General features: G+C 45.1%; 23 protein-coding genes. All 23 read left to right on the plus strand.

Going from position 1 to position 25,170, the window contains the following annotated elements; translation table 11 throughout:
* Nucleotides 1-470: 470 nt before the first annotated feature.
* The 23 genes from QZ371_RS06880 (at nt 471) to QZ371_RS06990 (ending at nt 25,034) form a co-directional block, all read left to right on the plus strand.
* Nucleotides 471-1,523 (plus strand): hypothetical protein, encoded by a 1,053-nt coding sequence (locus QZ371_RS06880; RefSeq protein WP_295211004.1) that lies wholly within the window; start codon nt 471-473, stop codon nt 1,521-1,523.
* A gap of 359 nt (nt 1,524-1,882) precedes the next feature.
* Nucleotides 1,883-2,752, plus strand: a complete 870-nt coding sequence (locus tag QZ371_RS06885; RefSeq protein WP_295211006.1) for a substrate-binding domain-containing protein — start codon at nt 1,883-1,885, stop codon at nt 2,750-2,752.
* 212 nt (nt 2,753-2,964) lie between these two features.
* A complete protein-coding gene (gene pstC / locus QZ371_RS06890; RefSeq protein WP_295211300.1) occupies nt 2,965-3,801 on the plus strand; it encodes a phosphate ABC transporter permease subunit PstC in 837 nt (278 codons plus the stop codon).
* Between the two features lie 6 nt (nt 3,802-3,807).
* Entirely contained in the window at nt 3,808-4,653 is an 846-nt protein-coding gene (pstA, locus tag QZ371_RS06895; protein ID WP_295211008.1) for a phosphate ABC transporter permease PstA, read from the plus strand.
* Between the two features lie 3 nt (nt 4,654-4,656).
* On the plus strand, nt 4,657-5,430 hold the full coding sequence (gene pstB / locus QZ371_RS06900; RefSeq protein WP_295211010.1) for a phosphate ABC transporter ATP-binding protein PstB: 774 nt from the start codon (nt 4,657-4,659) through the stop codon (nt 5,428-5,430).
* 44 nt (nt 5,431-5,474) lie between these two features.
* The gene (gene phoU / locus QZ371_RS06905; RefSeq protein WP_295211012.1) at nt 5,475-6,134 is read left to right on the plus strand and encodes a phosphate signaling complex protein PhoU; all 660 of its coding nucleotides are present in this window, start codon (nt 5,475-5,477) and stop codon (nt 6,132-6,134) included.
* A 562-nt stretch (nt 6,135-6,696) separates the two neighbouring features.
* Nucleotides 6,697-8,478, plus strand: a complete 1,782-nt coding sequence (locus QZ371_RS06910; protein ID WP_295211013.1) for a Na/Pi cotransporter family protein — start codon at nt 6,697-6,699, stop codon at nt 8,476-8,478.
* A gap of 11 nt (nt 8,479-8,489) precedes the next feature.
* Entirely contained in the window at nt 8,490-9,167 is a 678-nt protein-coding gene (locus tag QZ371_RS06915) for a response regulator transcription factor (protein WP_295211016.1), read from the plus strand.
* Between the two features lie 111 nt (nt 9,168-9,278).
* Nucleotides 9,279-10,982: an ATP-binding protein gene (locus QZ371_RS06920; RefSeq protein WP_295211019.1), complete on the plus strand. Its 1,704-nt coding sequence runs from the start codon at nt 9,279-9,281 to the stop codon at nt 10,980-10,982.
* 199 nt (nt 10,983-11,181) lie between these two features.
* On the plus strand, nt 11,182-11,967 hold the full coding sequence (locus QZ371_RS06925) for a DUF4261 domain-containing protein (protein WP_295211021.1): 786 nt from the start codon (nt 11,182-11,184) through the stop codon (nt 11,965-11,967).
* A 357-nt stretch (nt 11,968-12,324) separates the two neighbouring features.
* Nucleotides 12,325-13,746 (plus strand): MBOAT family O-acyltransferase, encoded by a 1,422-nt coding sequence (locus QZ371_RS06930; protein ID WP_295211023.1) that lies wholly within the window; start codon nt 12,325-12,327, stop codon nt 13,744-13,746.
* A 14-nt stretch (nt 13,747-13,760) separates the two neighbouring features.
* Nucleotides 13,761-16,103 carry a DHHW family protein gene (locus QZ371_RS06935; protein WP_295211025.1) on the plus strand — a complete coding sequence of 781 codons (2,343 nt, stop codon included), beginning with the start codon at nt 13,761-13,763 and terminating at the stop codon, nt 16,101-16,103.
* Between the two features lie 22 nt (nt 16,104-16,125).
* The gene (locus QZ371_RS06940; protein WP_295211026.1) at nt 16,126-16,374 is read left to right on the plus strand and encodes a hypothetical protein; all 249 of its coding nucleotides are present in this window, start codon (nt 16,126-16,128) and stop codon (nt 16,372-16,374) included.
* Between the two features lie 30 nt (nt 16,375-16,404).
* Nucleotides 16,405-16,989 carry an L-2-amino-thiazoline-4-carboxylic acid hydrolase gene (locus QZ371_RS06945; protein ID WP_295211029.1) on the plus strand — a complete coding sequence of 195 codons (585 nt, stop codon included), beginning with the start codon at nt 16,405-16,407 and terminating at the stop codon, nt 16,987-16,989.
* Between the two features lie 19 nt (nt 16,990-17,008).
* Nucleotides 17,009-17,563 carry a TIGR00730 family Rossman fold protein gene (locus QZ371_RS06950; RefSeq protein WP_295211031.1) on the plus strand — a complete coding sequence of 185 codons (555 nt, stop codon included), beginning with the start codon at nt 17,009-17,011 and terminating at the stop codon, nt 17,561-17,563.
* Between the two features lie 27 nt (nt 17,564-17,590).
* Entirely contained in the window at nt 17,591-19,387 is a 1,797-nt protein-coding gene (locus QZ371_RS06955) for an HAD family hydrolase (RefSeq protein ID WP_295211034.1), read from the plus strand.
* Between the two features lie 165 nt (nt 19,388-19,552).
* Entirely contained in the window at nt 19,553-19,798 is a 246-nt protein-coding gene (locus QZ371_RS06960; protein WP_295211035.1) for an acyl carrier protein, read from the plus strand.
* Nucleotides 19,799-20,208: 410 nt separating this feature from the next.
* Complete coding sequence (locus QZ371_RS06965) at nt 20,209-20,940, plus strand: hypothetical protein (protein WP_295211037.1); 732 nt, start codon at nt 20,209-20,211, stop codon at nt 20,938-20,940.
* A 230-nt stretch (nt 20,941-21,170) separates the two neighbouring features.
* Entirely contained in the window at nt 21,171-21,728 is a 558-nt protein-coding gene (locus QZ371_RS06970) for a hypothetical protein (RefSeq protein WP_295211039.1), read from the plus strand.
* Nucleotides 21,729-21,789: 61 nt separating this feature from the next.
* A complete protein-coding gene (locus QZ371_RS06975) occupies nt 21,790-22,320 on the plus strand; it encodes an inorganic diphosphatase (RefSeq protein WP_295211041.1) in 531 nt (176 codons plus the stop codon).
* A gap of 816 nt (nt 22,321-23,136) precedes the next feature.
* Nucleotides 23,137-23,568, plus strand: coding sequence for a division/cell wall cluster transcriptional repressor MraZ (gene mraZ, locus QZ371_RS06980; RefSeq protein WP_295211043.1), 432 nt, complete (start codon nt 23,137-23,139; stop codon nt 23,566-23,568).
* Nucleotides 23,568-24,503, plus strand: a complete 936-nt coding sequence (gene rsmH, locus QZ371_RS06985; RefSeq protein ID WP_295211044.1) for a 16S rRNA (cytosine(1402)-N(4))-methyltransferase RsmH — start codon at nt 23,568-23,570, stop codon at nt 24,501-24,503. Before mraZ ends, rsmH begins: the two co-directional genes overlap by 1 nt.
* A gap of 57 nt (nt 24,504-24,560) precedes the next feature.
* Nucleotides 24,561-25,034: a cell division protein FtsL gene (locus QZ371_RS06990; RefSeq protein WP_295211045.1), complete on the plus strand. Its 474-nt coding sequence runs from the start codon at nt 24,561-24,563 to the stop codon at nt 25,032-25,034.
* Nucleotides 25,035-25,170 lie beyond the last annotated feature (136 nt).

The raw sequence follows: 25,170 nt of genomic DNA on the forward strand, positions 1-25,170 counted from the left end.
AGGACTTGAACCTGCGGCATCTTGGTCCCAAACCAAGCACTCTACCAAACTGAGTTACGCCTCGTAGTTGACGTTGCACACGGTGGGGAAATATCTCCAGCCACGGAAAAGATCCAAGCTTTGTGTGCCTTGAGTTTTACGAATGTTTCCGCAAAACGTTTGTCTGCGTCATCAGACAGCTTAATTATTATACAATGCTTTGCTTGGTTTGTCAAGGGGTATTTTGATGATTTGTAGGGTTGCTGGGGCTGCGGTGTTTTATTTTGAAATAAAATGTGCAGATTGCACAGAAAATTGTGCTTTATTGTTGATCTTAGAGTGCGTTATGAGCCGCATTTACTTTTACCGAGCCTTAGAATAGGTTGTTGCCGATGGCGGCAAGCCCCTGCAAAAAAGGGGTTGATTTTTGAGAGCTGATGTGTTATTATATATTTAATATAGTATTTTTTGTTTTTTGGGAGGATATCATAATGAAAACTAAAGAATGTCCGTATTGCCATAAGGAAATTTCCGAGGAAGCAATACTCTGTAAATATTGTCACAATTTGCTTATCGATGAAAACGATACTGTCGCTGATAACGGCGATAATGTTAATGCTGACAATAACGTGCATATGGAGGACGACGCAGACAGAACTCGTGTGTTCACTAAGCAGGAAGCTGCCGATTATGAGGAAAAGACCCGTGCTTTCTCTGTTCCAAAACAGCCTGTACATAACGACCAGCCTGCCGATAATGCCTACGCTGCCCCTGTTCTCGACGATAACGACCAGTTCGGCGGCGTGAACGATCAGCCCGATTTCAACGATCAAGGCAATTATAGCTCAGGCAGCTATGACGATTTCAGCGACGATTATGATTATGACGACGATGACGCTGATTATGAGGAAGAGACTGAGGATGACTCAAAGAAAAAGCTCTTCGCTATCACAGCCGTTATCACAGTCGGCGTGCTGCTCGTTATTATCCTCGCTATTGTGGCAGGTTATAAGATATTCGGCGGAAGCAATGACGATTCGCTGAACTATTCCAAGAAGAGCAATTCCGTTGCAGCCGTTGACGACAGCAGCAAGAGCGGCGTTTATGTCGATACCCTTGAGGGAGATGACAGCAGCAAGGCTGATACAACTACTACTGAGCCTAAGGACGAAAGCTCCGATGAAGTTTCTGATACTGAGACAGATACTAATACTGCAACAACTACAACTACCACAACGGCTTCATCTACAACTACGACAACTACGACTTCCGCTTCGTCCACAACGTCTTCAACTACCACAACTACAACAGCTAAGTCGGAAAAGGAAGACACTGAGACGACCACAACGACAGCAGCAGGCGGTGATTCAAGCGACGCTATCGCAGCTATCACAGGTCAGATAAGCGGCACAGTTGAGTCCTATTCTTACAGAAGCGAGGACGCAGGCTACATTTACTATTATGTATACACAACTGACGGCCACGGTTACAGCGCAGCTTACAACAAGGCTGACGGCTCGGTAGTTCTTGTTCAGAGCTATTAATGCTATTAATATAGCGTTTGGTGACTTTACAATATGATTTTACAAAGGGCGACCTGCTTCGGCAGATCGTCCTTTTTTTGCCTGTTTGCGGCAGCTTCGGCGCATTTTACAGAAGCTTTTTCTTGTAAAGTGCGCTTTTTTGCGGCCTGTAAAAGTAAAATTCTTTGCAAACATCTTACAATGACTTTACTCTCCCACGGTTATTGATTTTACATTGGTGATGTATCATAATAACATCACCTGAATAAGATTTAAGAAAAAGACCACAGACGGGCTGTGGTGTAGGGCAGCATAAAGTTGCCGAATTAAGAAGGTGCAATTACATAGCCAAAACGGCTAAAGAAAGAGGTATATTTTATATGAAAACAAGAACATCAAAACTGGCAGCTATCTTTATGTCAATGGCACTTGCGGCTTCAATGCTTGCAGGCTGCGGCGGAAGCTCAGATAAGATTACGGTTATTTCCCGTGAGGACGGTTCGGGCACAAGAGGCGCTTTCATCGAGCTCACAGGTATCGAGGAGAAGGACGCTGACGGAAACAAGACCGATAACACGAAGAAGGACGCACTTATCTGCAAGTCCACAGACGTTGTGCTCACACAGGTTTCGGGCGATAAGAACGCTATCGGTTACATCTCGTTCGGTTCACTCAACGATACAGTAAAGGCTCTTAAAGTAGAGGGCGTTGAACCTTCAACAGCAACTATCGAGAGCGGCGATTACAAGATCGTAAGACCTTTCAACATCGCAGTTAAGGACGGCCTTTCAGACGCAGCACAGGACTTTGAGAACTATATCCTCAGCTCAGAAGGTCAGGACATCATCGAGAAGGCAGGCTACATCAAGATCGACAAGAGCGCAGCAGCTTATGCTTCAAACAACGCTTCCGGCAAGGTGGTAGTCAGCGGTTCATCTTCTGTAACGCCTGTTATGGAAAAGCTTGCGGAAGCTTATCAGAAGGTAAACACAGGCGTAACAGTTGACGTTCAGCAGTCAGACTCTTCAACAGGTATCAAGGACGCTATCAACGGCACATCTGATATCGGTATGGCTTCAAGAGATATCTCCGACGACGAGCTTTCACAGGGTGTCAAGTCTGTTACTATCGCACAGGACGCTATCGCAGTTATCGTAAACAAGGACAACACAGTTGACGATATCACAATGGACGAGATCAAGGCTATCTACACAGGCTCAAAGACAAACTGGTCCGACGAAAGCAAGTAAATTTGCTCGCAAATAATAATTTTCCACAATAAGTAGGGGCGAACAGCGTTCGCCCGTTTTGATACGTTTTGTATACGTTATCAAAATGCTAAAACGAAAGAAAACACGCTGAGGTGATAAATACGTTGACGGAAAATACGGCGATCGCCGAGACAAATTCAACTTCAAAAAAGCACCACATCAACAGAAAAGCAAGGGTTCTTGAAAAAGGAATGAAAGGGCTCTTCTTCCTCTGCGCCTGCGTATCCGTAGCGGCGGTAGTGGTCATATGTATATTTATGTTCGCAAAGGGCTGCCCCGCTATCGCAAAGATAGGCGTTGGCGAGTTCCTCTTCGGCTCAGACTGGAGCCCGAGAAACGTTCCTGCTTCATACGGCATTTTCCCGATGATAGTAGGCTCTCTTTACTGCACTGCCGGTGCAATGGTCATCGGTGTGCCCATAGGACTTCTCACGGCTATCTATATGGCTAAGTTCTGTCCGAAAAAGCTTTTCAAATGGCTTATGCCGCCTATCAATCTGCTGGCAGGTATCCCGTCTATCGTATACGGCTTCTTCGGAATGGTAGTTGTCGTGCCCCTCATCAGAAACATTTTCGGCGGAACAGGCAACAGCGTTTTGACTGTATCTATCATTCTTGGGATTATGATACTTCCGACTATCGTTGGAATGAGCGTTAGCGCACTTCAGGCCGTTCCCGACAGCTATTACGAGGGCGCAGTCGCTCTTGGTGCGACACACGAGAGAGCAGTTGCAACAGTAGTTTTCCCAGCCGCTAGATCCGGCGTGCTGGCAAGCGTTATCCTCGCTGTGGGCAGAGCTATCGGCGAGACGATGGCTGTAATTATGATCGCAGGCAACTCGACCATTATCCCACATTCGCTCCTTGACAGCGTTAGAACGCTTACAGGCAATATCGTAATTGAAATGAGCTACGCAGAGGGACTTCACTATGACGCACTTATCGCAACAGGCGTTGTGCTCTTCGTATTCATTCTGCTCCTCAACCTCTGCTTCAATCTTATCTCAAACAGAAAGGACAAGGGGTGATACATAATGTCAGACAGAATGAAAACCTATAAGACCCACCCGCTTTCCCTTGTGTTCAATATCCTCACAAAGATCGCTGTGGCGCTGACTATCGGCATTTTCATCTTGATAGTAGGCTATGTTGTGATAAAGGGCGTGCCTTATCTCAAACCTTCGCTTTTCGCTAAAGAATACACCACGGAGAACGTTTCAATGCTCCCTGCGATAATCAATACCTTTGAAATGCTCCTTGTTTCCCTTGCTATCGCTGCACCTCTCGGCATATTCTGCGCAATATATCTTGTTGAGTATGCTAAAAAGGGCAACAAATTCGTTAGGATAATAAGACTTACGACAGAGACCCTTTCGGGTATCCCTTCTATCGTATACGGACTTTTCGGCAATATGTTCTTTGTGCTGGCGCTCAACTGGAAGCTTTCAATGCTTTCGGGTGCGTGCACGCTGGCGATAATGGTTCTGCCGCTCATAATCCGTTCGACGGAAGAGGCGCTCAAGTCTGTTGACGACAGCTTCCGTGAGGGCAGCTACGGCCTTGGCGCAGGAAAGCTCAGAACTATCTTCGTTATCGTTCTGCCTCCTGCAATAAGCGGTATCCTCTCGGGCGTTATCCTTGCAATGGGACGTATCTTCGGCGAGACCGCCGCACTTATCTACACCGCAGGAACTATTGCAAAGTATGCAGGCCTTACCGATTCGGGACGCACACTTTCTGTACATATGTATTCGCTTTCAAACGAGGGACTTTATATGAATGAAGCAAGCGCAACGGCAGTCGTACTGCTGGCGGTGGTGCTGCTTCTTAACGGACTGGCTTCTCTTGTTGCTAAAAAGCTTTCCAAAGGAGGAAACTGATAAATGAGCACTCAGACTCAGACAAATCAGCCAAAATTGCAGGTCAAAAACTGCGACCTGTTTTACGGCGATTTTCAAGCGCTGAAAAATATAAACCTTGAGATACAGGAAAAGGAGATAACCGCATTTATCGGCCCGTCGGGCTGCGGAAAATCCACCCTGCTCAAGTCATTAAACAGAATGAACGATCTTGTGGAGGGCTGCAAGATAACAGGCGAATTTACACTTGACGGCGAAAATATCTACAAGGATATGGAGATAACAGAGCTTAGAAAGCGTGTGGGAATGGTTTTCCAAAAGCCTAACCTTTTCCCGATGTCCATATATGACAACATCGCATACGGCCCGAGAACACACGGCATAAAGAAAAAGGCGGAGCTTGACGAGATCGTGGAGACCACTCTCAGACAGGCCTCCGTTTGGGACGAGACAAAGGACAGACTAAAAAAATCCGCCCTTGGAATGTCCGGCGGTCAGCAGCAGAGAATTTGTATCGCAAGAGCTTTGGCTGTAAAGCCCGAGGTGCTGCTTATGGACGAGCCGACGTCCGCTCTTGACCCTATCTCCACTATCAAGATCGAGGAGCTTGCAACGGAGCTTAAAAAGGATTACACTATCATTATCGTAACACACAATATGCAGCAGGCGACCCGTATATCTGACAAGACGGCGTTTTTCCTCCACGGAGAGATAGTTGAGTTCGACAAGACCCAGCGTATATTCTCTAATCCTAAGGAACAGAAAACGCTTGAATATATCACAGGACGTTTTGGTTAATGGGATATTTGTGGATAAAGTAGGGAAAGGAATGGGTCTTAAAAATGCGTGCTAGTTTTGACAACAAGCTTAATGAACTCAACAGAAAGCTGCTGGATATGGCGGCAATGGTGGAACAGATAATCGCAATGTCGATAAAATCACTTGAGAAGCAGGACGAAAAGCTTGCAAAGGAGACGGTGGGATTTGATGAGAAGATCAACGAAGCCGAGCGTGAGGTGGAGCGTATCTGCCTTAACCTGCTTTTGCAGTATCAGCCTGTTTTTGCCGATGATCTGAGAAGAGTTTCGGCGGCGCTGAAGATGATAACTGATATGGAGCGTGTGGGCGATCAGGCTGCGGATATCGCAGAGCTGAACATTATGCTCATAAAGAAAAAGCAGCGCTGGGAGCTTTCGGACATAAGCGAAATGGCAAGAGCTGCCACAACAATGGTGACGGAAGCCATCGACGCTTATGTAAACAATGATGAAGAGCTTGCGAAAGCTGTCATAAAGTCTGACGACAAGATCGACGAGCTGTTTGTAAAGACAAAGGATAAGATAATAAACGAGATCGCAGCCGACAAGGCAAACGGCGAAAAGGCTATCGACACACTTATGGTGGCAAAATACTTCGAGCGTATCGGCGACCACGCTGTAAACATTGCAGAATGGGTGGTATTCTCCATTACAGGCGTTCATAAGACAGAACGGATAATGTAATATACAGTAAGATACAGCAAAAGAACAAAAAACTTTTCAATGTAAATATTTGATGAAAAACGGTGTTATACGTCGTTTCAGGCTGTCGAAAAACGCCCAAATAACGGGCGAACGATGTTCGCCCCTACATATAAACAGCGTATTTACGCCATTTGTATGGGACGGCGAAATTTATCTGTTCAACGTTGTTCGCAGATAAATTGACGTCCCACTTGTTTGAACCTTATTCGACAAGCTAAAACGGCGTTCAACGTCGTTTTTTAGGCTAAGGCACCACCGCACAAGGCACGCCTAGCGGCTTTGCACGCAATCTGCTTGCAGATTTTCCGCCATATCGCACAGAAATTTCTTGACATACGACAGTATGCCTGCAAAATTTCTATACGATCTGACGAAAAATCTGACTGCGCATCTTACGCACAATCCTTGTGTGGTGGTGCCTAAAAAAAGAGATTTTACTCAGATTTTACTCTGCCTGATTTGTTATTTTACAATTGTGTTGTATAATGTTCATTGTAAAGTATGTAACATTAGTGTAAAATGGTATTTAGGAGCAAATGGTATGAGTATTTTTAACGTGTTGACTCTTATCGGCGGCCTTGCGATGTTCCTTTACGGAATGAACGTAATGGGCGGCGGTCTTGAAAAGCTTGCAGGCGGCAAGCTTGAGAAGATTTTTGAAAAACTGACCTCGAACCCGCTCAAAGCGGTGCTGCTTGGTCTTTCTGTGACGGCTGTTATACAGTCGTCCTCAGCCACAACGGTAATGCTGGTGGGCTTTGTTAATGCAGGCATTATGAAGCTTCATTCAGCTATCGGCGTTATAATGGGCGCAAATATCGGCACAACGGTGACGGCTTGGCTGCTTTCTCTTTCGGGATTGGACGGCGACAGCTTTTTGATACAGATGTTAAAGCCGACCGCATTTTCGCCTGTCCTTGCAATAGTCGGCGTGGCGATACTTACATTCTCAAAGAGCGACAGAAAAAAAGACGTTGCGACTATCCTTATAGGCTTTGCTGTGCTTATGTTCGGAATGAACACGATGAGCGGAGCTGTTGAGCCGCTAAAGGACGTGCCTGAGTTTGCTGAGATACTTCTTTGGTTCAAAAATCCTATCCTGGGCGTGCTTGCCGGTGCGCTTCTTACGGCGATAATCCAGTCGTCGTCTGCTTCGGTGGGAATCTTGCAGGCGCTTTCGGCAACAGGCGCAATAACATTCGGTTCGGCGCTGCCAATTATTTTCGGACAGAATATCGGTACTTGCGTGACTGCGCTGCTTTCATCTATCGGCACAAGCAAGAACGCAAAGAGAGTTGCGGTGGCCCACCTTTATTTCAACATCATCGGAACGGTCCTTTTCCTTACGATATTCTACATCGCAAATGCTCTTATCGGCTTTTCGTTCATTGACGGAGTTGTGGGGGCAAAGGAGATAGCAATTGTCCATACGATATTCAACCTTTCAACGACTATCGTGCTGCTGCCTTTCATAAAGGTGCTGGAAAAGCTTGCTTACCTCACTATCAAAGACGGCGAGGGCGAGGGACAGAACAACGATATGGAAGCTCAGTTCAGACTGCTTGACGACAGATTTTTGCAGTCGCCAACATTCGCAGTTGAAAAGTGCAGAGAGCTTACCTATAAAATGGGCGAGATCGCAAAGGAAAGTATTAATATGTCCATAGATATCGCAACGGGCAAGTTCGATCAGGCAAAGGCGGATCAGATCAAGGCAAACGAATCTGCTGTGGATATGTATGAGGATAAGCTTGGAACATATCTTGTGAAGCTTTCAAGCCAAAATATGTCGGTGAGGGATTCGCAGTCAGTTTCAACGCTTCTTCACGTTATCGGCGATTTCGAGAGGATATCAGACCACGCAATGAACATTGTTTCCGTTGCGGAGGAAAAGCACAGCAAGAACGTTGAGTTCTCGGCTCAGGCGACAGAGGAGATAACTGTTATCTGCAACGCCGTCAAGGAGATACTTGACACGGCACTTGAAGCCTTTGAAAAGCACGATCTTGACACAGCTTCAAGAGTTGAACCGCTGGAAGAGGTCGTTGACAGACTGAGGACAAGGCTAAAGAACCGCCACGTCAGAAGGCTCCAGTCAGGTGAATGCACGATCGAAATGGGCTTTATCTTCTCAGACCTTTTGACAAATCTTGAAAGAGTTTCAGACCATTGCTCAAATATAGCGGTATGTCTTATACAGGCGGACGATGAAAGCTTTGACACCCACGAGTATGTTAAAATGCTCAAAAATTCGGGCGAGGGCTTTGACGGACAGGTGAAGAGATACTGCGAAAAATATGCTCTGCCTGCAAAAGAACTTTAGGGGGAAACTAGATGTCACTTATATATTGTGTAGAGGACGACGATGGTATCAGAGAGCTTGTTTCCTGCGCTCTCAAGTCGGGCGGATATGACGTGAAGGCTTTTCCGAAAGCCAAGCCCCTCTATGAAGAGATAAAAAACAAGCAGCCTGCACTTGTGCTGCTTGACATTATGCTGCCTGACGAGGACGGTTACACTATCCTCTCAAAGCTCAAAAAGGACAGCAGAACGCAGGATATCCCTGTTATAATGCTCACCGCAAAGGCAAGCGAGATCGACAAGGTATCGGGTCTTGAAATGGGTGCGGACGATTATATCACAAAGCCATTCGGCGTAATGGAGCTGCTTTCGAGGATAAAAGCCGTGCTGAGACGTGCCAACAAGCAAAACAGCGAGGTGGAAGTCATCGAAGAGGGCGGCGTATCCCTTGACGCTTCAAGGCGTATATGCTCTTATAACGGACAGGAAGTCGTGCTCACATACAAGGAATTCGAGCTTCTTATGTATCTGATGCGCCACAAGTCTATCGCCGTCAGCCGTGACAAGCTTATGGAAATGGTTTGGGGCTATGAGTTCGCAGGAGAGACGAGGACTGTCGATATGCACATCAAGACCCTGCGTCAGAAGCTTGAAGCCGCAGGCTGTACAGATCTTATCAAGACTGTAAGAGGCGTTGGCTACAAGGTTTAAGCATATATATGTAGATATATGTAGGGGCGAACATTGTTCGCCCGTTTATTCGCCGTTTGTTTCGACAGATCACGGCAAATTTATATTCCAATCAAAAGAAGGTGAATGATCGTGCAGAAAAAAATATATAGGGTTATGACTTTGCTAGTGTCCTGCACGGTGGTAATATTCCTGCTGGTGACAGGTTCTCTTGGTTATTCATCTTATCAGAGATTCACCAAAGAGGGGCTGAAATCCGCTGCAAGGCTTGTTGCGGCAGGAGATAATGAGCCTTCTGAAATGGCGGATATACTCAAAAAGTCCATTGATTATGATATCAGAGTGACTTATATCGACGCTTCGGGCAAGGTGCTTTTCGATTCCGTTGCCGACCCTGCAAAAATGGAGAACCATTCTCAGCGTGACGAGTTTGTCAAGGCAATGGCTGACGGCGAGGGCGAGGCGACACGTTTTTCCGAGACTTTGGGCTATTCGACATATTATTATGCGATACAGTACAAAGACGGCGTGCTGAGATTTTCCACCGATAAGGAAAACCTTGCAGGAGTGTTCCTTGTTGTGCTTCCAATGCTTGTGGTATTTGCCGGTGCGATAATATTCGTTACGACCGTAATTTCTATCAAGCTTTCGGAAAGTATGATAAAGCCGATAAATTCACTTGTGAAGCAGCTTGATCTGAGAAACGAGAACATCGGTCAGTTCGAGACCCCTTATGAGGAGCTTGAGCCGATAATCAAAAACGCCGACGTGCTTATGGGCCGTATCCACAAGAATATGAACAAGATAAAGGCGGAAAAGGAGAAAATTTCTCTTATCACCGAAAATATGGTGGAGGGAATGGTGCTTCTTGACGAGGATATGACGGTGCTTTCCGTCAACAAGAGCGCACTTCACACCCTTACTGACAGCTATGACGTATCAGAGCGCAGCAGGATAAGAGCGCTGACTGACGATCAGCAGGTGATAGAGCTTCTTGAAGAGGCAAAGGAAAACGGCGCTGCCAACGGCATTGTGTCGGTCAAGGGCAGATTTTACCGCACTTTTGTCAACAAGGTTTACAGCGAGAACACAATGGATTTCGGACTTATAATGTTCCTTGTGGACGTAACGGAAGAAATTCAGAGCGAGCAGATAAGGCGAGATTTCTCCGCCAATGTTTCTCACGAGCTGAAAACGCCGCTGACCACTATAAAGGGCTTTGGCGAGCTTCTTGAAAACGGACTTTTCACCAAGCAGGAGGACGTAAAGAAATACGGCGGAATGATATATCGTGAGAGCGAGCGCCTGCTTTATCTCATCAACGACATCATAAGACTTTCGCAGATCGAGGAGCAGGAGCACGTTTTGAGCGACACTATCGACCTGTTAAAGACTGCTCATGATGTTGAAGAGATATTGCAGAACAAGGCGTACAATCACAAAGTTGAGATACACATTGACGGCGAGCCTGCCATTATCCACGGCAATCAGAGCTATATAACAGAGCTTTTCCTCAATCTTATGGACAATGCTGTCAAATACAGCAAAGAAGTCGGCGATCTTTGGGTAAGCGTTCGCAAAGAGGGCGACAAGGCTGTTGCGGTCTTTAAGGACAACGGCATAGGCATTTCCGACGAAGATCAGAGCCGAGTATTCGAGCGTTTTTACCGTGTTGACAAGAGCCGCTCAAAGAAAATCGGCGGAACGGGACTTGGGCTTTCGATAGTAAAGCACATTGTTTCCTATCACGACGGCGAGATATCTATGAAGAGCGAGCCGGGCAAGGGAACGGAGATAACTGTTAGGCTTCCGCTTGCTCCCTCTAGTGAGGAATGAGGAGTGAGGAATGAATGTATCGCCTAACGGCGATGATCTTTGTTGCGAACTTCGTTCGCCCTTTTTTGTGCGCTATTTGTATGTGACGTTTGTATGCTCTGTTTCTGTGCTATTTTTGCTATTTTCCTTGCAATTTGCGCATTTGTATGCTATAATAAACAATAAATATGAACTATGAATTTTATTGCGGAGGTATAAAATGACTGAGGAAAACAAGAACGTTCAGAATACGAACGAGCAGAATAAAGATGATAAAAAAGAGGGCAATGTGCTGGCAGGCTTTGTGCTCTACACGGACGCAAATATCGACTGGCTGAGATTCAAAAAATATCTCAAAGAGGACTGGAACATTATCCCACAGGACGATGTCAAGGACAATGCTATGGTTTTCAAAGTCGGCGATATGGTTGTTGCTTGCTCCCTTATGCCTAACCCTGTTCCAAACAAGGAGGCGGAGGCTGCGGCTAAGTACAATATCCTTTGGAAAGAGGGCGCAAGCGAGGTCGCAAAGCACAATGCGCACATTATGCTGGCGGTAATGAACAAGACAAAGGCTATCGATCAGGCTATCCTTTTTGCCAAGGTCGCAAGCTCTTTGCTCAAGCTTGACAACGCTATCGGCATTTACAAAGACCCGACAGTTTACGAGAAAAATTTCTATGTGAACTTTGCCGAGACTATAAAGGACGGCGAATATCCAATGCCTATCCTTATTTATACAGGTATGTATCTTGCGAAAACTGGTCTTTGCGCTTTCACATCGGGAATGAGATTTTTCGGATATGAGGAAATGGAGATCGTTGATTCTCCGAAGCAGCCGAACGATCTGCTGGGCTTTTTGCTTTCTATCTCAGAGTACGTTCTCTCCGAGGGCGTTGAGCTAAAGGACGGCGAGACTATCGGCTTCACGGAGGAGCAAAAGCTGCCTATCACCCTGTCCGACGGCGTAAGCGTTCCGGGCAAGACCCTCAAGATCAAATATTGATGATTTGAAACAATATATTAAATGCCGCAAAGTGGGAAACTAATGGGCGACCACAGGTCGCCCCTACAAAAAACAACGCAATTACGTCAATTGTAGAGGAAAATTGTTGTTCGACAAGGCTTATTACAATTTGCGTCCTCGACGTCCCGCTTGTTTCGGAGTTTTTCAACAGTTTTAGCCGTACAATTTGTGCGGCTTTTTTTGTGTATGATATCAAAAATTGCGGCGTAAAGCCGATTTGCATTGACTTATTTTTGGCGGCGTGATATACTGATTATGTGTCGTCATTTGGCGATGCGATCAGATCTATGTTAAGTTTTATTTATTTTTATTATTTTTTGCGTTAGGAGCATTGTTGTGGTTTTTGCTGATCTATTTTTCCTTTATTTTTTCCTGCCAGTGTGCTTGATATGTTATTTTATAACAAAAAAGCCTGCCATAAGAAACGGCGTGCTGATAGTATTTTCGCTGATATTCTATGCTTGGGGCGAGCCTGTTTGGGTGAGCATTCTTATAGTTTCGTCCTTGGTTGACTACATAAACGGCCGTGTCATTGAAAAACACCCCGAGGGCTGGCAGGCAAAAGCCGCTTTGGCTTGGTCGTTGATATTCAATCTAGGCGTGCTGTTCGGCTTCAAGTATACGGCGTTCTTTGTTGAAAACCTCAACAACTGGTTCGGGCTGGGCATACCCGTGCCCAATATCGTGCTGCCGATCGGCATATCATTCTTTACATTTCAGACTATTTCATACACTGTGGACTGTTATTGGGGCAAGGTCACGCCGCAGAAAAGCTTTTGGCGCTTTTTGATGTACGTTTCCCTCTTCCCACAGCTTGTGGCAGGACCTATCGTCCGCTATTCAGTTATCGCCGATGAGATAAACGAGCGCCACACCACAGCAAAAGACCTTTCCGACGGCTTTTCAAGAATTATTCTCGGACTTGGCAAAAAGGTAATAATAGCAAATAATCTCAGCACTATCGTAACAGCACTTTTCGGCTCGGCTTCAAACGGCTATGAGAATATCAAGACACAGTCCGTGACAGGCGCTTGGGTCGGTGCGATACTGGTGGGACTTTGGTATTATTTTGACTTTTCGGGCTATTCCGATATCGCAATCGGCTTGGGACGAATTTTCGGCTTCCACTTTGATGAGAACTTCAAATATCCTTTCATATGCAAGTCAATATCCGAATTTTGGCAGAGATGGCATATCTCCCTCAGTTCGTTCTTCCGTGACTATGTGCTTTATCTGCCTATCTTTGGCAAAAGAAGAAAATACGGCGGACTGTTCCTCGTGTGGTTCTGCACAGGACTTTGGCACGGCGCAAGCTGGAACTTCATCTTCTGGGGACTTTATTACGGTCTTTTCATTTTTATGGAAATGCTCATCGGCAAAAAGCGTATGAAGAAAATGCCTGCTTTTTGGGCGCATATCTACACAAAGTTTGTGATATTTGTGGGCTTCGGAATATTCTATTTCGAGAATTTGGGCTCGCTGGGAACGTTTTTCAAGGCACTGGTGGGCGCAAACGGCAACAAGCTTACCGACGCTGTCACGAACCACTTACTTATGAACAACATTTGGCTTTTCGCCGTTGCAATACTTTTCACAATGCCTGTTGTTCCAAAGATCAAGGAAAAAGCCCTTGTCGCAAAGGGTTCGGCTTTTGCGATACAGTCATTCGGTATCGTCTGCAACGCCGCAATACTTCTTTTGAGCAGCGTTTTGCTTGTCAATACCACAAACAACCCATTCTTGTATTTCAGATTTTAGGCAGGTGAGAAGTTATGGATAATACAAATAATAGCAATAAAAAATTTGATAAGGACTTCTCTTTGCCCGATACAAAGGCGCTTTCAGAAGCCTATACAGACTATCTTGACAGCGTGACCTTCGGCGGAAAAAGCCTTTCAGAGCCGAAAACGTCCAAAGCTCAGAATGCTCATAAAATAGAAGAGCAGGACGAGGAATATTCAAAAGAGCACAACGAGATAGTTGAGAAAATAAAAGAGAAAAACCGCATTTTAAGCCAGAGTATTTGGACGGACGAGCCTGTTTTGAAGCCAAAGAAAAGCGTTTGGCTGGACGATGAAAGCGACAGCGCTTCTAATGTTAAGGCTGATGTCAAGGCTAAAGCTGACGCTCCAAAGGCTGTAAAAGATCAGACAAATGCCGCTCCAAAAGAGGAAAATAAGGCGGATAATGACGTTATTATCCCGTTTTCATTGGAGAAAAACCACATTGACGGGGCGAAAAAAGAGATCACAATGGAGGTGGCTGCCGACGGAAGTCTGCGCAAAAAGCCTTCAAAGAAAAACTTCACGCTGAAGATACCCGACAGCTATTACAGGGAATACGATCAGGGCTATCAAAAGGCTCAGCCTGTTATCGGCGGAAAAAAGGTGGAGATAATCGACAAGAGAAATATGTCGACTGAGAAGTCGGAAAGTTCTGCAAATGCTGAAAATTCTGATAAAGTTGACGATAAGCCAAAAGGTAAGAGGCTTTCCGAAAGCCGTGTCGAGGCGACGATAAATGTAAAATTGCCGACAGAAAATGTGAAACCGGCAGCCGAAAATGTGAAACAGGTTTCACATAATGATACTGAAACATTGCAGAAATCAGCGAGCGGAAATTCCGAAAGCGCTGAGAAGATCGAGACCATTGACCAATATGAGGAAGCCCACAAGAAAAGCTTGGAGCGTGTGGCAAAGCGCAGGGCGGAAAGGGAAGAGGCAAAGAAAAATAATATCCACGAACTGGAATTCAATGTGATAAACGTCGTGGTCTGCTTGGTGATTGTTTTCGGCGTGTTTATTGCGCTGCTTGTGATGAAGCGTGAAAGCGGCTTTATCCAGTCGGAAAACAGAAACCTTGCGACCTTCCCGAAATTCTCGGTATCCTCCTATTTCAAGGGCGAATACACAAGCGGCATTGCGGAATATTTTACCGATACTGTGCCGAACAGGGAGACTTTCAAGAAATTCTGCTCTGAGTTTTCAAATATGCTGGGAATAAAGCTCAATGATACTGTCATTTCGGGGGATTTCAAGACAGTTCAGAAGGAAGAGCTTGACCAAGAAAAGGTTGCGACAACCACGACTGTTACGGCGTTTACAGGCTCGAGGACGACCACGACTTCGGGTGATACCACTAGCGCTGATACCACCACAACAAAGAAAAAGACAACTACTGAAAAGGTGGTGGAAGTGCCCGACAACCTTGATGACGGTCAATGGGAAGGTGATGTTATCGTATCGGGCAAGGGCGAAAACGTCCGTGCAATGGGCGCTTATTACGGTACTTTCGAGAACGGTGATAAGTACGCTGAGACCATCAACAAATGGAAGGCTGATCTTGGCGACAGCGTGAACGTATACAATATGTCTATCCCGACTTCGGCGGCTTATTATATGCCGAACAACCTCAAGGACGCTGTTTCGGATCAGAAGGACAATATCGACAACATTGCCGCAGGACTTAAAGGAATAATCAACACCGATGTTTACGACGCTATCGGTGCGCACAAGGACGAATATATCTACTCGAGGACGGATCATCATTGGCAGCCGCTGGGCGCATATTATGCGGCGGAAGTTTTTGCTGGTCAGTCGGGAATAGATTTCCCGAGCCTTGACACCTACGACAAGAGGGAGATAGACGGCTTTGTTGGCACGATGTACGCTTACAGCAATTATAACAGCGAGCTTCAGAAATATCCCGACAAGTTTATTTACTACAAGCCCGACAACAATGACGATCTTACTGTGACATATTACGACACGTCATTTAAAAACCCTGTTCAGTCAACGCTGTTCTTTGATTATGCTGAGGGCGTGAACTGCTATTCGGCTATTCTGAACGTTGACCAAGAGATCGCAGAGATCGACACGGGGGTGGATAATGGCAGAGTGCTGGTGGTATTCAAGGACAGCTTCGGCAATGCGCTTATCCCGTTCTTTACCCACGGCTTCTCGAAAATTTATGTGTGCGATTTCAGATATTTCGATATCAACGCCATAGATTTCTGCAAGCAGGTGGGCTGCACGGACTTGCTGTTTGCGATATCCATAACATCCTGTTCAACGCCGACTAAGGTGGATTGTTTGAATAATATTAGGATACAGTAATTTTTGACCAAAGGGGATAGTTATGGGGGAATATGAGAATCTGGGGAAATTAATTGGCGATGCAGCGATATTTATGTATGTGTACGGGGCTATCATCGCTGTTGTGATTATCTTGCTGGGAGTACTTGTGGCGAGGTACATAAAGAAAAAGAATAGGAAAAACAAGGGTAATGATGATAAAAAATATGTGCCAATGAGGATAAGCATTATTATTGTGGTGGCGGCGCTGATATTGCTGGCGTCGCCGATCATAATGGGGATATTTTTGTAAATGTAAGTGATCTATGAGGTGATCAGGAAGATGGATATAAGACAACAGAAGCAGATCAAGGAATTTTTGGTTGAAAGTTTTGGAAGCGAAAGGGGCGGAGAACTGTTTGAAATGCAGGATAAGACCCTTGGCGCTATCATCGGCAATACCAAAGGCAAAACGGAAAATCAGATGAAAACCCTTGTGCAGACCATTTTGCCGAGGATTGCCCTTTATAAAAGCTTGACGGAAGCAGGGCTTTCGGAAGATGACGTGTATAAGCATATGCGCAAGTATATGCTGGAGATAGTTGCGGCGAAAAAGCACGCTGCTACGGCGAAAATGGAGATCGTGCCGGGATTTTATGCAATATACAGCAGGGTGTTTTTGAAAATAATGCGCACCACCGACCTTCAGGAAAGCACGCAGGAACAGGGCAAGGACTACTATAATATCACTATTACAAAGTGCCTTTGGCATACGGCTTGCGTGGAAAATGGCTGCGAGGAACTTTGCAGACTGTTTTGCGACGTTGACGACGTGACATACGGCGGACTTAGAAAGATAGGATTTTCAAGGACAAAAACGCTTGGCTATGGCGGCGATTGCTGCGATTTTCATATGTTTAGGAAATAGGTGTAAGGTGTAAGATGATATGAATATTACGGTATATTTGGGCGCAAGTGATGGCAACGACCCTGCTTTGAGAAAAGCAGTCACAGAGCTGGGCACTTGGATAGGGCAGAGCGGAAATGTGCTTGTTTATGGCGGCTCTAAAGGCGGATTAATGGGAGCGTTAGCAGACAGCGTGCTCAATGCAGGCGGAAAAGTTATTGGCATCGAGCTGCAGCTCTTTATTTTGAATGAGTTTCAGCATAACGGGCTGACTGAACTTATTGTGACTAAAGATATGTCTGAACGTAAAAATAGGATGATAGAGCTTGGCGATGCTTTTATTGCTTTTCCGGGCGGCACAGGTACGCTTGAAGAAATTGCGGAAGTTATGTCAAAGGTTTCATTGAAGCAGCTTGACGCTCCGTGTATTCTTTATAATTTGGACGGATATTACAATGACCTTAAAAATTTGCTTGGGCATATGATAGAAAAAGGGTTATCCTCTGAGGAACGACAGTCAGGCATTTACTTTGCTGACGACCTTGAACAAATACAGAGGGCGCTTGTGCAAAAGTCAGATATCTGTGTTGAGTGATCTGTGGAAACAAAAAGAGAGGACAATATGATAGAGCTTAATTATCCATTTGACAATGGGTTTATAATGAAAAAGAAAAGATCGCTGAAAAGGCAGCTTTTGGGCGACGGGGCGGTGCGTGTCAAGAAAAAGATCGCTGTGCTGGGCGGCTCAACTACTGACGATATCGTTTCGGTTCTGGAGCTGTTTTTGCTGGATATGGGCTTTGAGTGCAAATTTTATCAGTCTGAGTACGGGCAGTTTTGGCAGGACGCCGTGTTCTCAAATGAGGAGCTTGACAGCTTTGCGCCTGACCTTGTGTATATCCACACCAGCCTTAGAAATCTCAGCTTTTTGCCGACGCCGAGATCGACTGAGCAGGAGATAGAGCAGGCTTTGAACGCTGAGCTTGACAAGCTTTCGCAGGCTTGGGACGGAGTGAAAGAGCATTTCAATTGCCCCGTGATACAAAATAATTTTGAGCTGCCTTCCTATCGGCTTATGGGAAATATGGACGCTTCCGACAGGCGTGGTGCGGTGAATTTCGTCACACGGCTGAATGTGAAGCTTTATGACAGGATAGCAGAGCGAAAGGAAATCTATCTCAACGATATCAACTGGCTGTCGGCGGCTTATGGGCTGGAAAAATGGAGCGACCCGAAGTTCTGGTATCTTTATAAGTATGCGCTTGATATTAACGCTATCCCAGAGCTGGCTTTTCAGATCGCCAATATCATAAAGGCGATATTTGGCAAGAATAAAAAGGCGCTGGCGCTTGACCTTGACAACACCCTTTGGGGCGGTATTGTCGGCGATGACGGAGCGGAGAACCTTGAGATCGGCAAAGAGACCGCCGAGGCTATGGCTTATTACGAGTTTCAGAAGTATGTAAAGGCTCATAAGGATATCGGCGTGCTGCTGACTGTTTGCTCGAAAAATGAGGAGGAGAACGCTATTGCAGGGCTTTCTCACCCCGAGGGCGTGCTTAGGCCGGCGGACTTTGTGAATATCAAGGCAAACTGGCTCCCAAAGGACAAAAATATTGCGGATATTGCGCAGGAGCTCAACATTCTTGCGGAGTCTATCGTCTTTGTGGACGATAACCCTGCGGAGCGTGAGATAGTGAGAGAGCAGCTTGCAGGAACGGCTGTTCCTGAGATCGGCGAGGTGACGGACTATGTCAGGGTGCTCGATCGGTCGGGATTTTTTGAGACTGTATCACTTTCTGAGGACGATTTCAAACGCAATGAAATGTATCGTGCAAATGCCGAGCGTGCAAAGGCGCAGAGCAGGTTTGAAAACTATGAGGACTATCTGCTGAGCCTTGAAATGCGTGGTAAGATCGCAGATTTTTCGCCGATGTATATTCAGCGGATAACCCAGCTGACGAACAAGAGCAACCAGTTCAACCTCACCACAAAGCGCTATACTGTGGAGCAAATGGAAACGGTTTATGATTCCGACGAGTATGTGCGGCTTTACGGCAAGCTTTACGATAAGTTCGGTGATAACGGCGTTGTGGCGGTGACTATCGGAAAGCTGCGTGAGGTCAAAGAGGGCGCAAAGGCGCTTGATATCGAGCTTTGGCTTATGTCCTGTCGGGTGCTCAAACGTGATATGGAGCTTGCAATGCTTGACAGGCTGGTGGAAGAGGCGAAAAAGCGTGGGGTCAGCGAGATATTCGGCTATTACTATCCCACGGCGAAAAATAAAATGGTGGCAGGCCTTTACGAGAGTTTCGGCTTTGAAAAGGTCAGCGAAAATGAGGACGGAAGCACGGTTTGGAAGCTTTGTACTGAGGGTTATGTGAATAAAAACAAGGTCATAGAGATTGTAACTGATTAGAAAGTCAAGAATAAGTTGGTCGTTTAGGACGCAAAAAAATTTTTTTGTGGTGTAGGGGCGAAAATTGTTGTTCGACAAAGCTCACAACAATTTACGTTCGCCCGTTAATTAGCTGGCTGAAAGATAATAAAAGTTTGATTTTCATTATATAAAGGAGGAAATTTTATGCTTAATGACAAGGAATTGCTTGAAAGGCTGAACGATGTGTTCAGAGACGTTTTTGATGATGATGACATCGTGGTGGACGAAAACACCACCGCCGACGATATCGAGGACTGGGACTCTATCGAGCACATCACCCTTATCGGCGCTGTTGAGGACGAATTTGGTATGCGTTTCAAAATGGGCGAGGTATCAGGTATGCAGGACGTTGGCGAGATGATATCCATTATCAAGGCAAGGGGCAAATAATTTGCATATGTAGTAATATATAGGCGATACGGCGATCAAGCTTGCTGTATCGCCTTGCTTATTTAATTTGATATAAGATGAATTATTAAGCAAATTTGTTGCTAATATTTATGGCACAAAATTGAAATTGCATAATATATTGACTTTTACTTGGCGTTTTGCTGCGTAAATGTCAATATATTATGGTTTGTTTGTCCGCTTTATATAATTTATATACTTAAACGTTTTTAGTTTTGATGTAGTTTATTTAATCTGACAATTGTATTATTTATTAACTTATAGTATAATAAATATAACGAATTATTAAGTTAAGTTTAACGAAAGCGGTGGTTAAAAACCGTGCGGATTGAAAATTGGAAAACTGGAAAATTGAAAAGTGAAAAGGGATCTTTCAAGGAGATGTTTAGATTATGAAGGCGATCATCAGAACAGCCGCAGGCGTTACAGCAGCGGCAGTAGCAGTAACAACAAGTCTGGCAGCGGTATCGGCAGACAACGATAAATATTCAAAGCCATATACTATCAAAAACGTGCTGTCAGACTATGAATTCTTTGTTGAGGGCGATTTCAACAGCGCAAGCCACATTGTCGGCGCTATCGCAGCAGGCGGCACACTTTCCGTTGGTTCTTTCGGTGATGGACAGATCGTTCCGTCATACGGCCACGTTCTCAAGTACAATTCATTCGGCAACAGCCAATGGGTAGACGAGGCACACAAGAACAATACAGTTTATTACGGCACATCAAAGAGCAACGTAAACGGCGACAATTTCATTGAGAATGATACATATATCGACTTTTCTGAGGCTATGGAGAAGATCAGAAAAGAGTCGGCTTGGATCGCAAAGACAGGCACAAAGCTTGACGACAGCAATTACGATGTAAGCACACAGACTGTTACAATTGATCTTACAAATACAGACAGCAAGAGCTTTACGATCGGTTATGATCTTTATTCAAAGACTACAACAGCTTCTTCAAAGGCAGTTGATTCTGCTAACAACTCCAACCCTAAGACAGGTGCGGCAGCTACAACAGCGGCAGCAGTTCTTCTTGGAGCAGCAAGCGTTCTCGCAGTTTCAAAGAAGTCCGAAAATGACGATGACAACGCTAATGCTGAGAAGTCTGACAAGGACGAGTAAGAAGGTAAAAATATAAATTTGCTTATTTGATTTTCTTCATAATAATTTTCCAATGCGGCGGTACGGCTCAAAAGGCTGTACCGCCGTAAACTTTTTGTGCATTTTTTTTGCAATTTGGTATTTTTGTCTTGCAATGTGGGAGAAAATGCGTTATACTAAGCTTATGAAGCTTATGAAGTTTATGATATTTACGATATTATGATATCTATTATCGGAGGTATATTTTATATATGGAAAAGCAATTTAGTCTCTGCCAAGGCGTTTCGGTTGAGGGCGCTGACAAGCTGCGCTCCTGCTGGTGCGGAAATGGCGAGAATATCAGCGGCATACTGAGCTGCGAGCTTATCGCAAAGACCGCCAGCGCATTTATCGAAAAGCTGGGCGAGCCTATCTTTTTCTTCCTCGAGCTTTCAGAGGGCGAGGGCTTTAAGACTTATTATCTCGACAACTGCACGAAAGAGGTCGCCCTTGCGATAATGAAGCGCTACGGCGCTTTGCTGGTCAATGACGGCACTTCCAGATTCGGCTTCGGCTCTCACAAAAACGACGAGGAGATATATTTCACCGACTATCAGGAATTTCAGATATATTCCCCGAACCCTCAGAAGATCGCAAAGATATTCTCAAGGCTTGGTGTTGAAAAGGTGCAAGAGGACGACATCGTCACAATGTGGGATCTTATCAGAGAGGACAATGTTGGCTGCCTTTCCTGCGTTGAGGCGGACGGAGAAACTGTTGCCGATATCGTCGAGAACCTCAAGCCTGAGGGTATGTATGAGGCTGAGTAAAGCGAAAGAACTATTTTGACATAATAAAATAAAATCAGAAATACACAAGGAGGAAATTTATATGAACATATGGCACGATATTTCACCAAAGGCTATTTCAAAGGAAAAATTCACAGCGGTCATCGAGATACCAAGAGGCTCAAAGGTCAAGTATGAGCTTGACAAGTCAACGGGTCTGCTGAGAATGGACAGAATACTTTATACATCGACCCACTATCCTGCAAACTACGGATTTATCCCGAGAACTTACGCAGAGGACGGCGACCCGCTTGACGTGCTGGTGCTCTGCTCTGAGACGCTGGAGCCGCTTTCGCTGGTGGACTGCTATCCTATCGGCGTTATCACAATGCTTGACAACGGTGCGGCTGACGAGAAGATAATCTGTATCCCTGAGAACGATCCGACTTACAACGTTTATAAGGATATTTCAGAGCTTCCGAAGCACATTTTTGACGAAATGTCGCACTTCTTCTCCGTTTACAAGGCTCTCGAGCACAAGGATACCGTTATCGACGACGTTAAGGATCACGAGGCGGCTGTTGAGATCGTCGCAAAGTGCATCGACAGATATATCGAAAGCTATTGCAGATAATAATTTTACAATTGCACAATTGCATAGAATTTTTATCGGGCGGACTGCGTTTGCGGTCTGTCCGATTTTTTTGTTGAGGTATTTGCTTTGCAACTGTATGTTGTATCAACGGCGGCTTGTGAGGGCGGAGGGCCACAGGATTTTGCGGTTTTGTGCAATTTTACTATTATTTTGCCTGTAAAATGGTTTGTAAGGAGGTTTTGCGGACTTGTGGACTGCAAAATGTAAATTTTCTTTCACGGCGCTTTAAAATTGCCTTAAAGCATAATGTAATAATTAACTGAGTAAACAAATTACTTTGTTACCGATTTTTAACCTTTATTCGGCAGGGTTCAAAGGGGTCTGACATTTATCGTGATTTTTCACAGAGAAGTGATGGAAAATTGTTAGACTTTTTGCGATACCCTATTGACGTACACTATATATTGTGGTAAAATAGTTTTGTAAGAACTAATTGTACTTGAAAATGACTTTTTGAACCTGCCGCAAGGTCGTCATTATACAGAGGTCTAGGCGGTTTTGATATCAATATATAGCGCTCGAAAAAGTTAATAAAAAAGTTACAAATTACAGACCGGTGACAAATTATCCGGGCAAGGTTACAAAAATCCCATAAAAACACCTCGAAAATTGTAAAGTGTCCAAGAAAAATCCCTTGCGAAGTTTCACTTTGGGAAAAATTACTGTTGCAATTTTCTATAATATAGTGTATAATTAATGTATGGTGGTTAAAAGTGCGAAAAAGTGGTGACAAGTGTCACGAAAGTGCATTTTTAAAACTGGATTTAGATTATGCTATTGACGGAGGTGAACGGCTTGCTGACTTGTATGCTCAAAGGTACTTATAACCAGACGATGGACGCAAAGGGAAGAATGACTTTTCCAACAAAGCTCAGAGAGATAATCGGCGAGCGGTTCATTGTTACTAAAGGTATAGACGGCTGCCTTTTCGTTTACTCGATGGAGGATTTTGAAAAGAAGGCCGAGAAGATCAGAAGCCTGCCTATGGCGAAGGCGAGAGCACTCCAGCGAAGCTTTATGGCTTGGGCGTGCGAGGTCGAGCCGGACAAGCAGGGACGTATCCTTGTGCCCCAGTCCCTTAGAGAAGTGGCAGGGCTTGAAAAGGAGATCGTCGTTGCAGGCGTTTCCGACAGATGTGAGATATGGGATAAGCAGCGCTGGGACGATTTCAATAACAGCGTTGACGATGAAGAGCTTATGGAAGCTTTGGAGGGACTTGATTTTTAATGGAATTCAACCACGTTCCCGTACTTCTGAACGAGTGCCTTGAGGGGCTGAATATTCGTCCCGACGGCATTTACTGCGACGGAACAGCAGGCGGTGCAGGACATTCGAGAGAGATAGCGAAAAGGCTTGACGGCGAAAAGGGTGGCAGGCTCATATCTATCGACAGAGACCCCGAGGCTGTAAAAGTTGCGACTGAAAGGCTTGCAGGATATCCTGCGCAGGTCGTTAAAGGAAATTATTCTGAGATAGATGAGATACTTGAAAGGCTGGGCATAAGCGGCGTTGACGGCATTTTGCTTGACCTTGGCGTTTCATCTTATCAGCTTGATAATGCAGAGAGAGGCTTTTCTTATCACAATGACGCACCGCTTGATATGAGAATGTCGGGCGAGGGGCTTTCTGCGAAGGATGTTGTGAACGGATATGATTATCAGAGCCTTGCAAGGATAATCTTTGAATACGGCGAAGAGAAGTTTTCGAGGGGCATTGCTTCTAAAATAGTCAAATACAGAGAACAAAAACAGATAGAGACAACATTGGAGCTTGCCGAGATAATAAAAAGTGCAGTTCCGCAAAAAGCAAGACGGGAGAAAAATCCCTGCAAAAAGACTTTCCAAGCTATAAGGATAGAAGTGAACAAAGAGCTTGAGCATTTGAATATCGCTCTTGACAAGGCGTTTGACTGCCTTAACGTTGGCGGCAGGCTTTGTATCATCACTTTCCATTCCCTTGAGGACAGGCTCGTTAAGCAGAGGTTCCAAAGCTTCTGCAAGGGCTGTATTTGTCCGCCGGACTTTCCGCAATGTATATGCGGAAGAACGCCGAGAGGAAAGCTTGCGAACAGAAAGCCTATCGAGGCTGGGGAGAGCGAACTTGCTCAGAACAAGCGAAGCCACAGCGCAAAGCTGAGGGTCATCGAAAAGATCAAGGAATAAAAGACCGACGTCTTAAAATTTCTGACTGTGTAAAAATGTGAGAGGTGTTTACCTATAATGGCAAAGGTACATAATTTAGCTTACGATTACAGCATTTACGATAATGCGGAAGAGCAGGCTGTAAGAGAGATAAAATATAAGAAAAATCCTGCGGCGAAGCAGAAAAAGACTTCTGTTGTGAAGATAATGGCGGTCTGTATGCTTGCGCTGGCGATATTCGGTGCGATGATATTCGGCAAGGTGGAGATATCGAGCCTTTGCTCAGAGCAGACAAAGCAGCTCGAGCAGCTTGAACAGCTTCAGGGCGAGAATGTCAGCCTTCAGTCTGAGCTGGCTCAAAAGACTAATATGTCAAAGGTTGAAGAGTACGCAGAGAACGAGCTGGGACTGAAAAAACTGGACAAATCACAGATCGAATATGTAACAGTTGACTCCGACTCCGTTGCCAAAGTGGTAAAGACTGAGGAGAGCAATGTGTTCGTTAAGATTAAGCGCTGGTTCAGCTCCGTGCTGGAATATATCGGCGCTTAGTGAATAAAATATTTATGGGGAAAGTTAGGGACAAGATTTGTGCTTAGCTTTCTTGTTCTATTAATTTGTATGTGTAATTTTTCGTAAATTTATGATTTTTGCCGCAATGTGCTAAAATGTTGAAGATTTTGCATAT

It is taken from the genome of Ruminococcus sp. (assembly GCF_019423705.1).
GTDB lineage: Bacteria > Bacillota > Clostridia > Oscillospirales > Ruminococcaceae > Hominimerdicola.

Excerpts from the sequence above, each read along its gene's own strand:
- QZ371_RS06970 (WP_295211039.1), top strand. The coding sequence starts at position 21,171 with ATGGAAAAGCAATTTAGTCTCTGCCAAGGCGTTTCGGTTGAGGGCGCT.
- QZ371_RS06880 (WP_295211004.1), top strand. The coding sequence starts at position 471 with ATGAAAACTAAAGAATGTCCGTATTGCCATAAGGAAATTTCCGAGGAA.
- pstC (WP_295211300.1), top strand. The coding sequence starts at position 2,965 with ATGAAAGGGCTCTTCTTCCTCTGCGCCTGCGTATCCGTAGCGGCGGTA.
- pstB (WP_295211010.1), top strand. The coding sequence starts at position 4,657 with ATGAGCACTCAGACTCAGACAAATCAGCCAAAATTGCAGGTCAAAAAC.
- QZ371_RS06990 (WP_295211045.1), top strand. The coding sequence starts at position 24,561 with ATGGCAAAGGTACATAATTTAGCTTACGATTACAGCATTTACGATAAT.
- rsmH (WP_295211044.1), top strand. The coding sequence starts at position 23,568 with ATGGAATTCAACCACGTTCCCGTACTTCTGAACGAGTGCCTTGAGGGG.
- QZ371_RS06965 (WP_295211037.1), top strand. The coding sequence starts at position 20,209 with ATGAAGGCGATCATCAGAACAGCCGCAGGCGTTACAGCAGCGGCAGTA.
- QZ371_RS06885 (WP_295211006.1), top strand. The coding sequence starts at position 1,883 with ATGAAAACAAGAACATCAAAACTGGCAGCTATCTTTATGTCAATGGCA.
- QZ371_RS06950 (WP_295211031.1), top strand. The coding sequence starts at position 17,009 with ATGAATATTACGGTATATTTGGGCGCAAGTGATGGCAACGACCCTGCT.
- pstA (WP_295211008.1), top strand. The coding sequence starts at position 3,808 with ATGTCAGACAGAATGAAAACCTATAAGACCCACCCGCTTTCCCTTGTG.
- QZ371_RS06945 (WP_295211029.1), top strand. The coding sequence starts at position 16,405 with ATGGATATAAGACAACAGAAGCAGATCAAGGAATTTTTGGTTGAAAGT.
- QZ371_RS06910 (WP_295211013.1), top strand. The coding sequence starts at position 6,697 with ATGAGTATTTTTAACGTGTTGACTCTTATCGGCGGCCTTGCGATGTTC.
- QZ371_RS06935 (WP_295211025.1), top strand. The coding sequence starts at position 13,761 with ATGGATAATACAAATAATAGCAATAAAAAATTTGATAAGGACTTCTCT.
- QZ371_RS06960 (WP_295211035.1), top strand. The coding sequence starts at position 19,553 with ATGCTTAATGACAAGGAATTGCTTGAAAGGCTGAACGATGTGTTCAGA.
- phoU (WP_295211012.1), top strand. The coding sequence starts at position 5,475 with ATGCGTGCTAGTTTTGACAACAAGCTTAATGAACTCAACAGAAAGCTG.
- QZ371_RS06915 (WP_295211016.1), top strand. The coding sequence starts at position 8,490 with ATGTCACTTATATATTGTGTAGAGGACGACGATGGTATCAGAGAGCTT.
- QZ371_RS06975 (WP_295211041.1), top strand. The coding sequence starts at position 21,790 with ATGAACATATGGCACGATATTTCACCAAAGGCTATTTCAAAGGAAAAA.
- QZ371_RS06940 (WP_295211026.1), top strand. The coding sequence starts at position 16,126 with ATGGGGGAATATGAGAATCTGGGGAAATTAATTGGCGATGCAGCGATA.
- QZ371_RS06925 (WP_295211021.1), top strand. The coding sequence starts at position 11,182 with ATGACTGAGGAAAACAAGAACGTTCAGAATACGAACGAGCAGAATAAA.
- QZ371_RS06955 (WP_295211034.1), top strand. The coding sequence starts at position 17,591 with ATGATAGAGCTTAATTATCCATTTGACAATGGGTTTATAATGAAAAAG.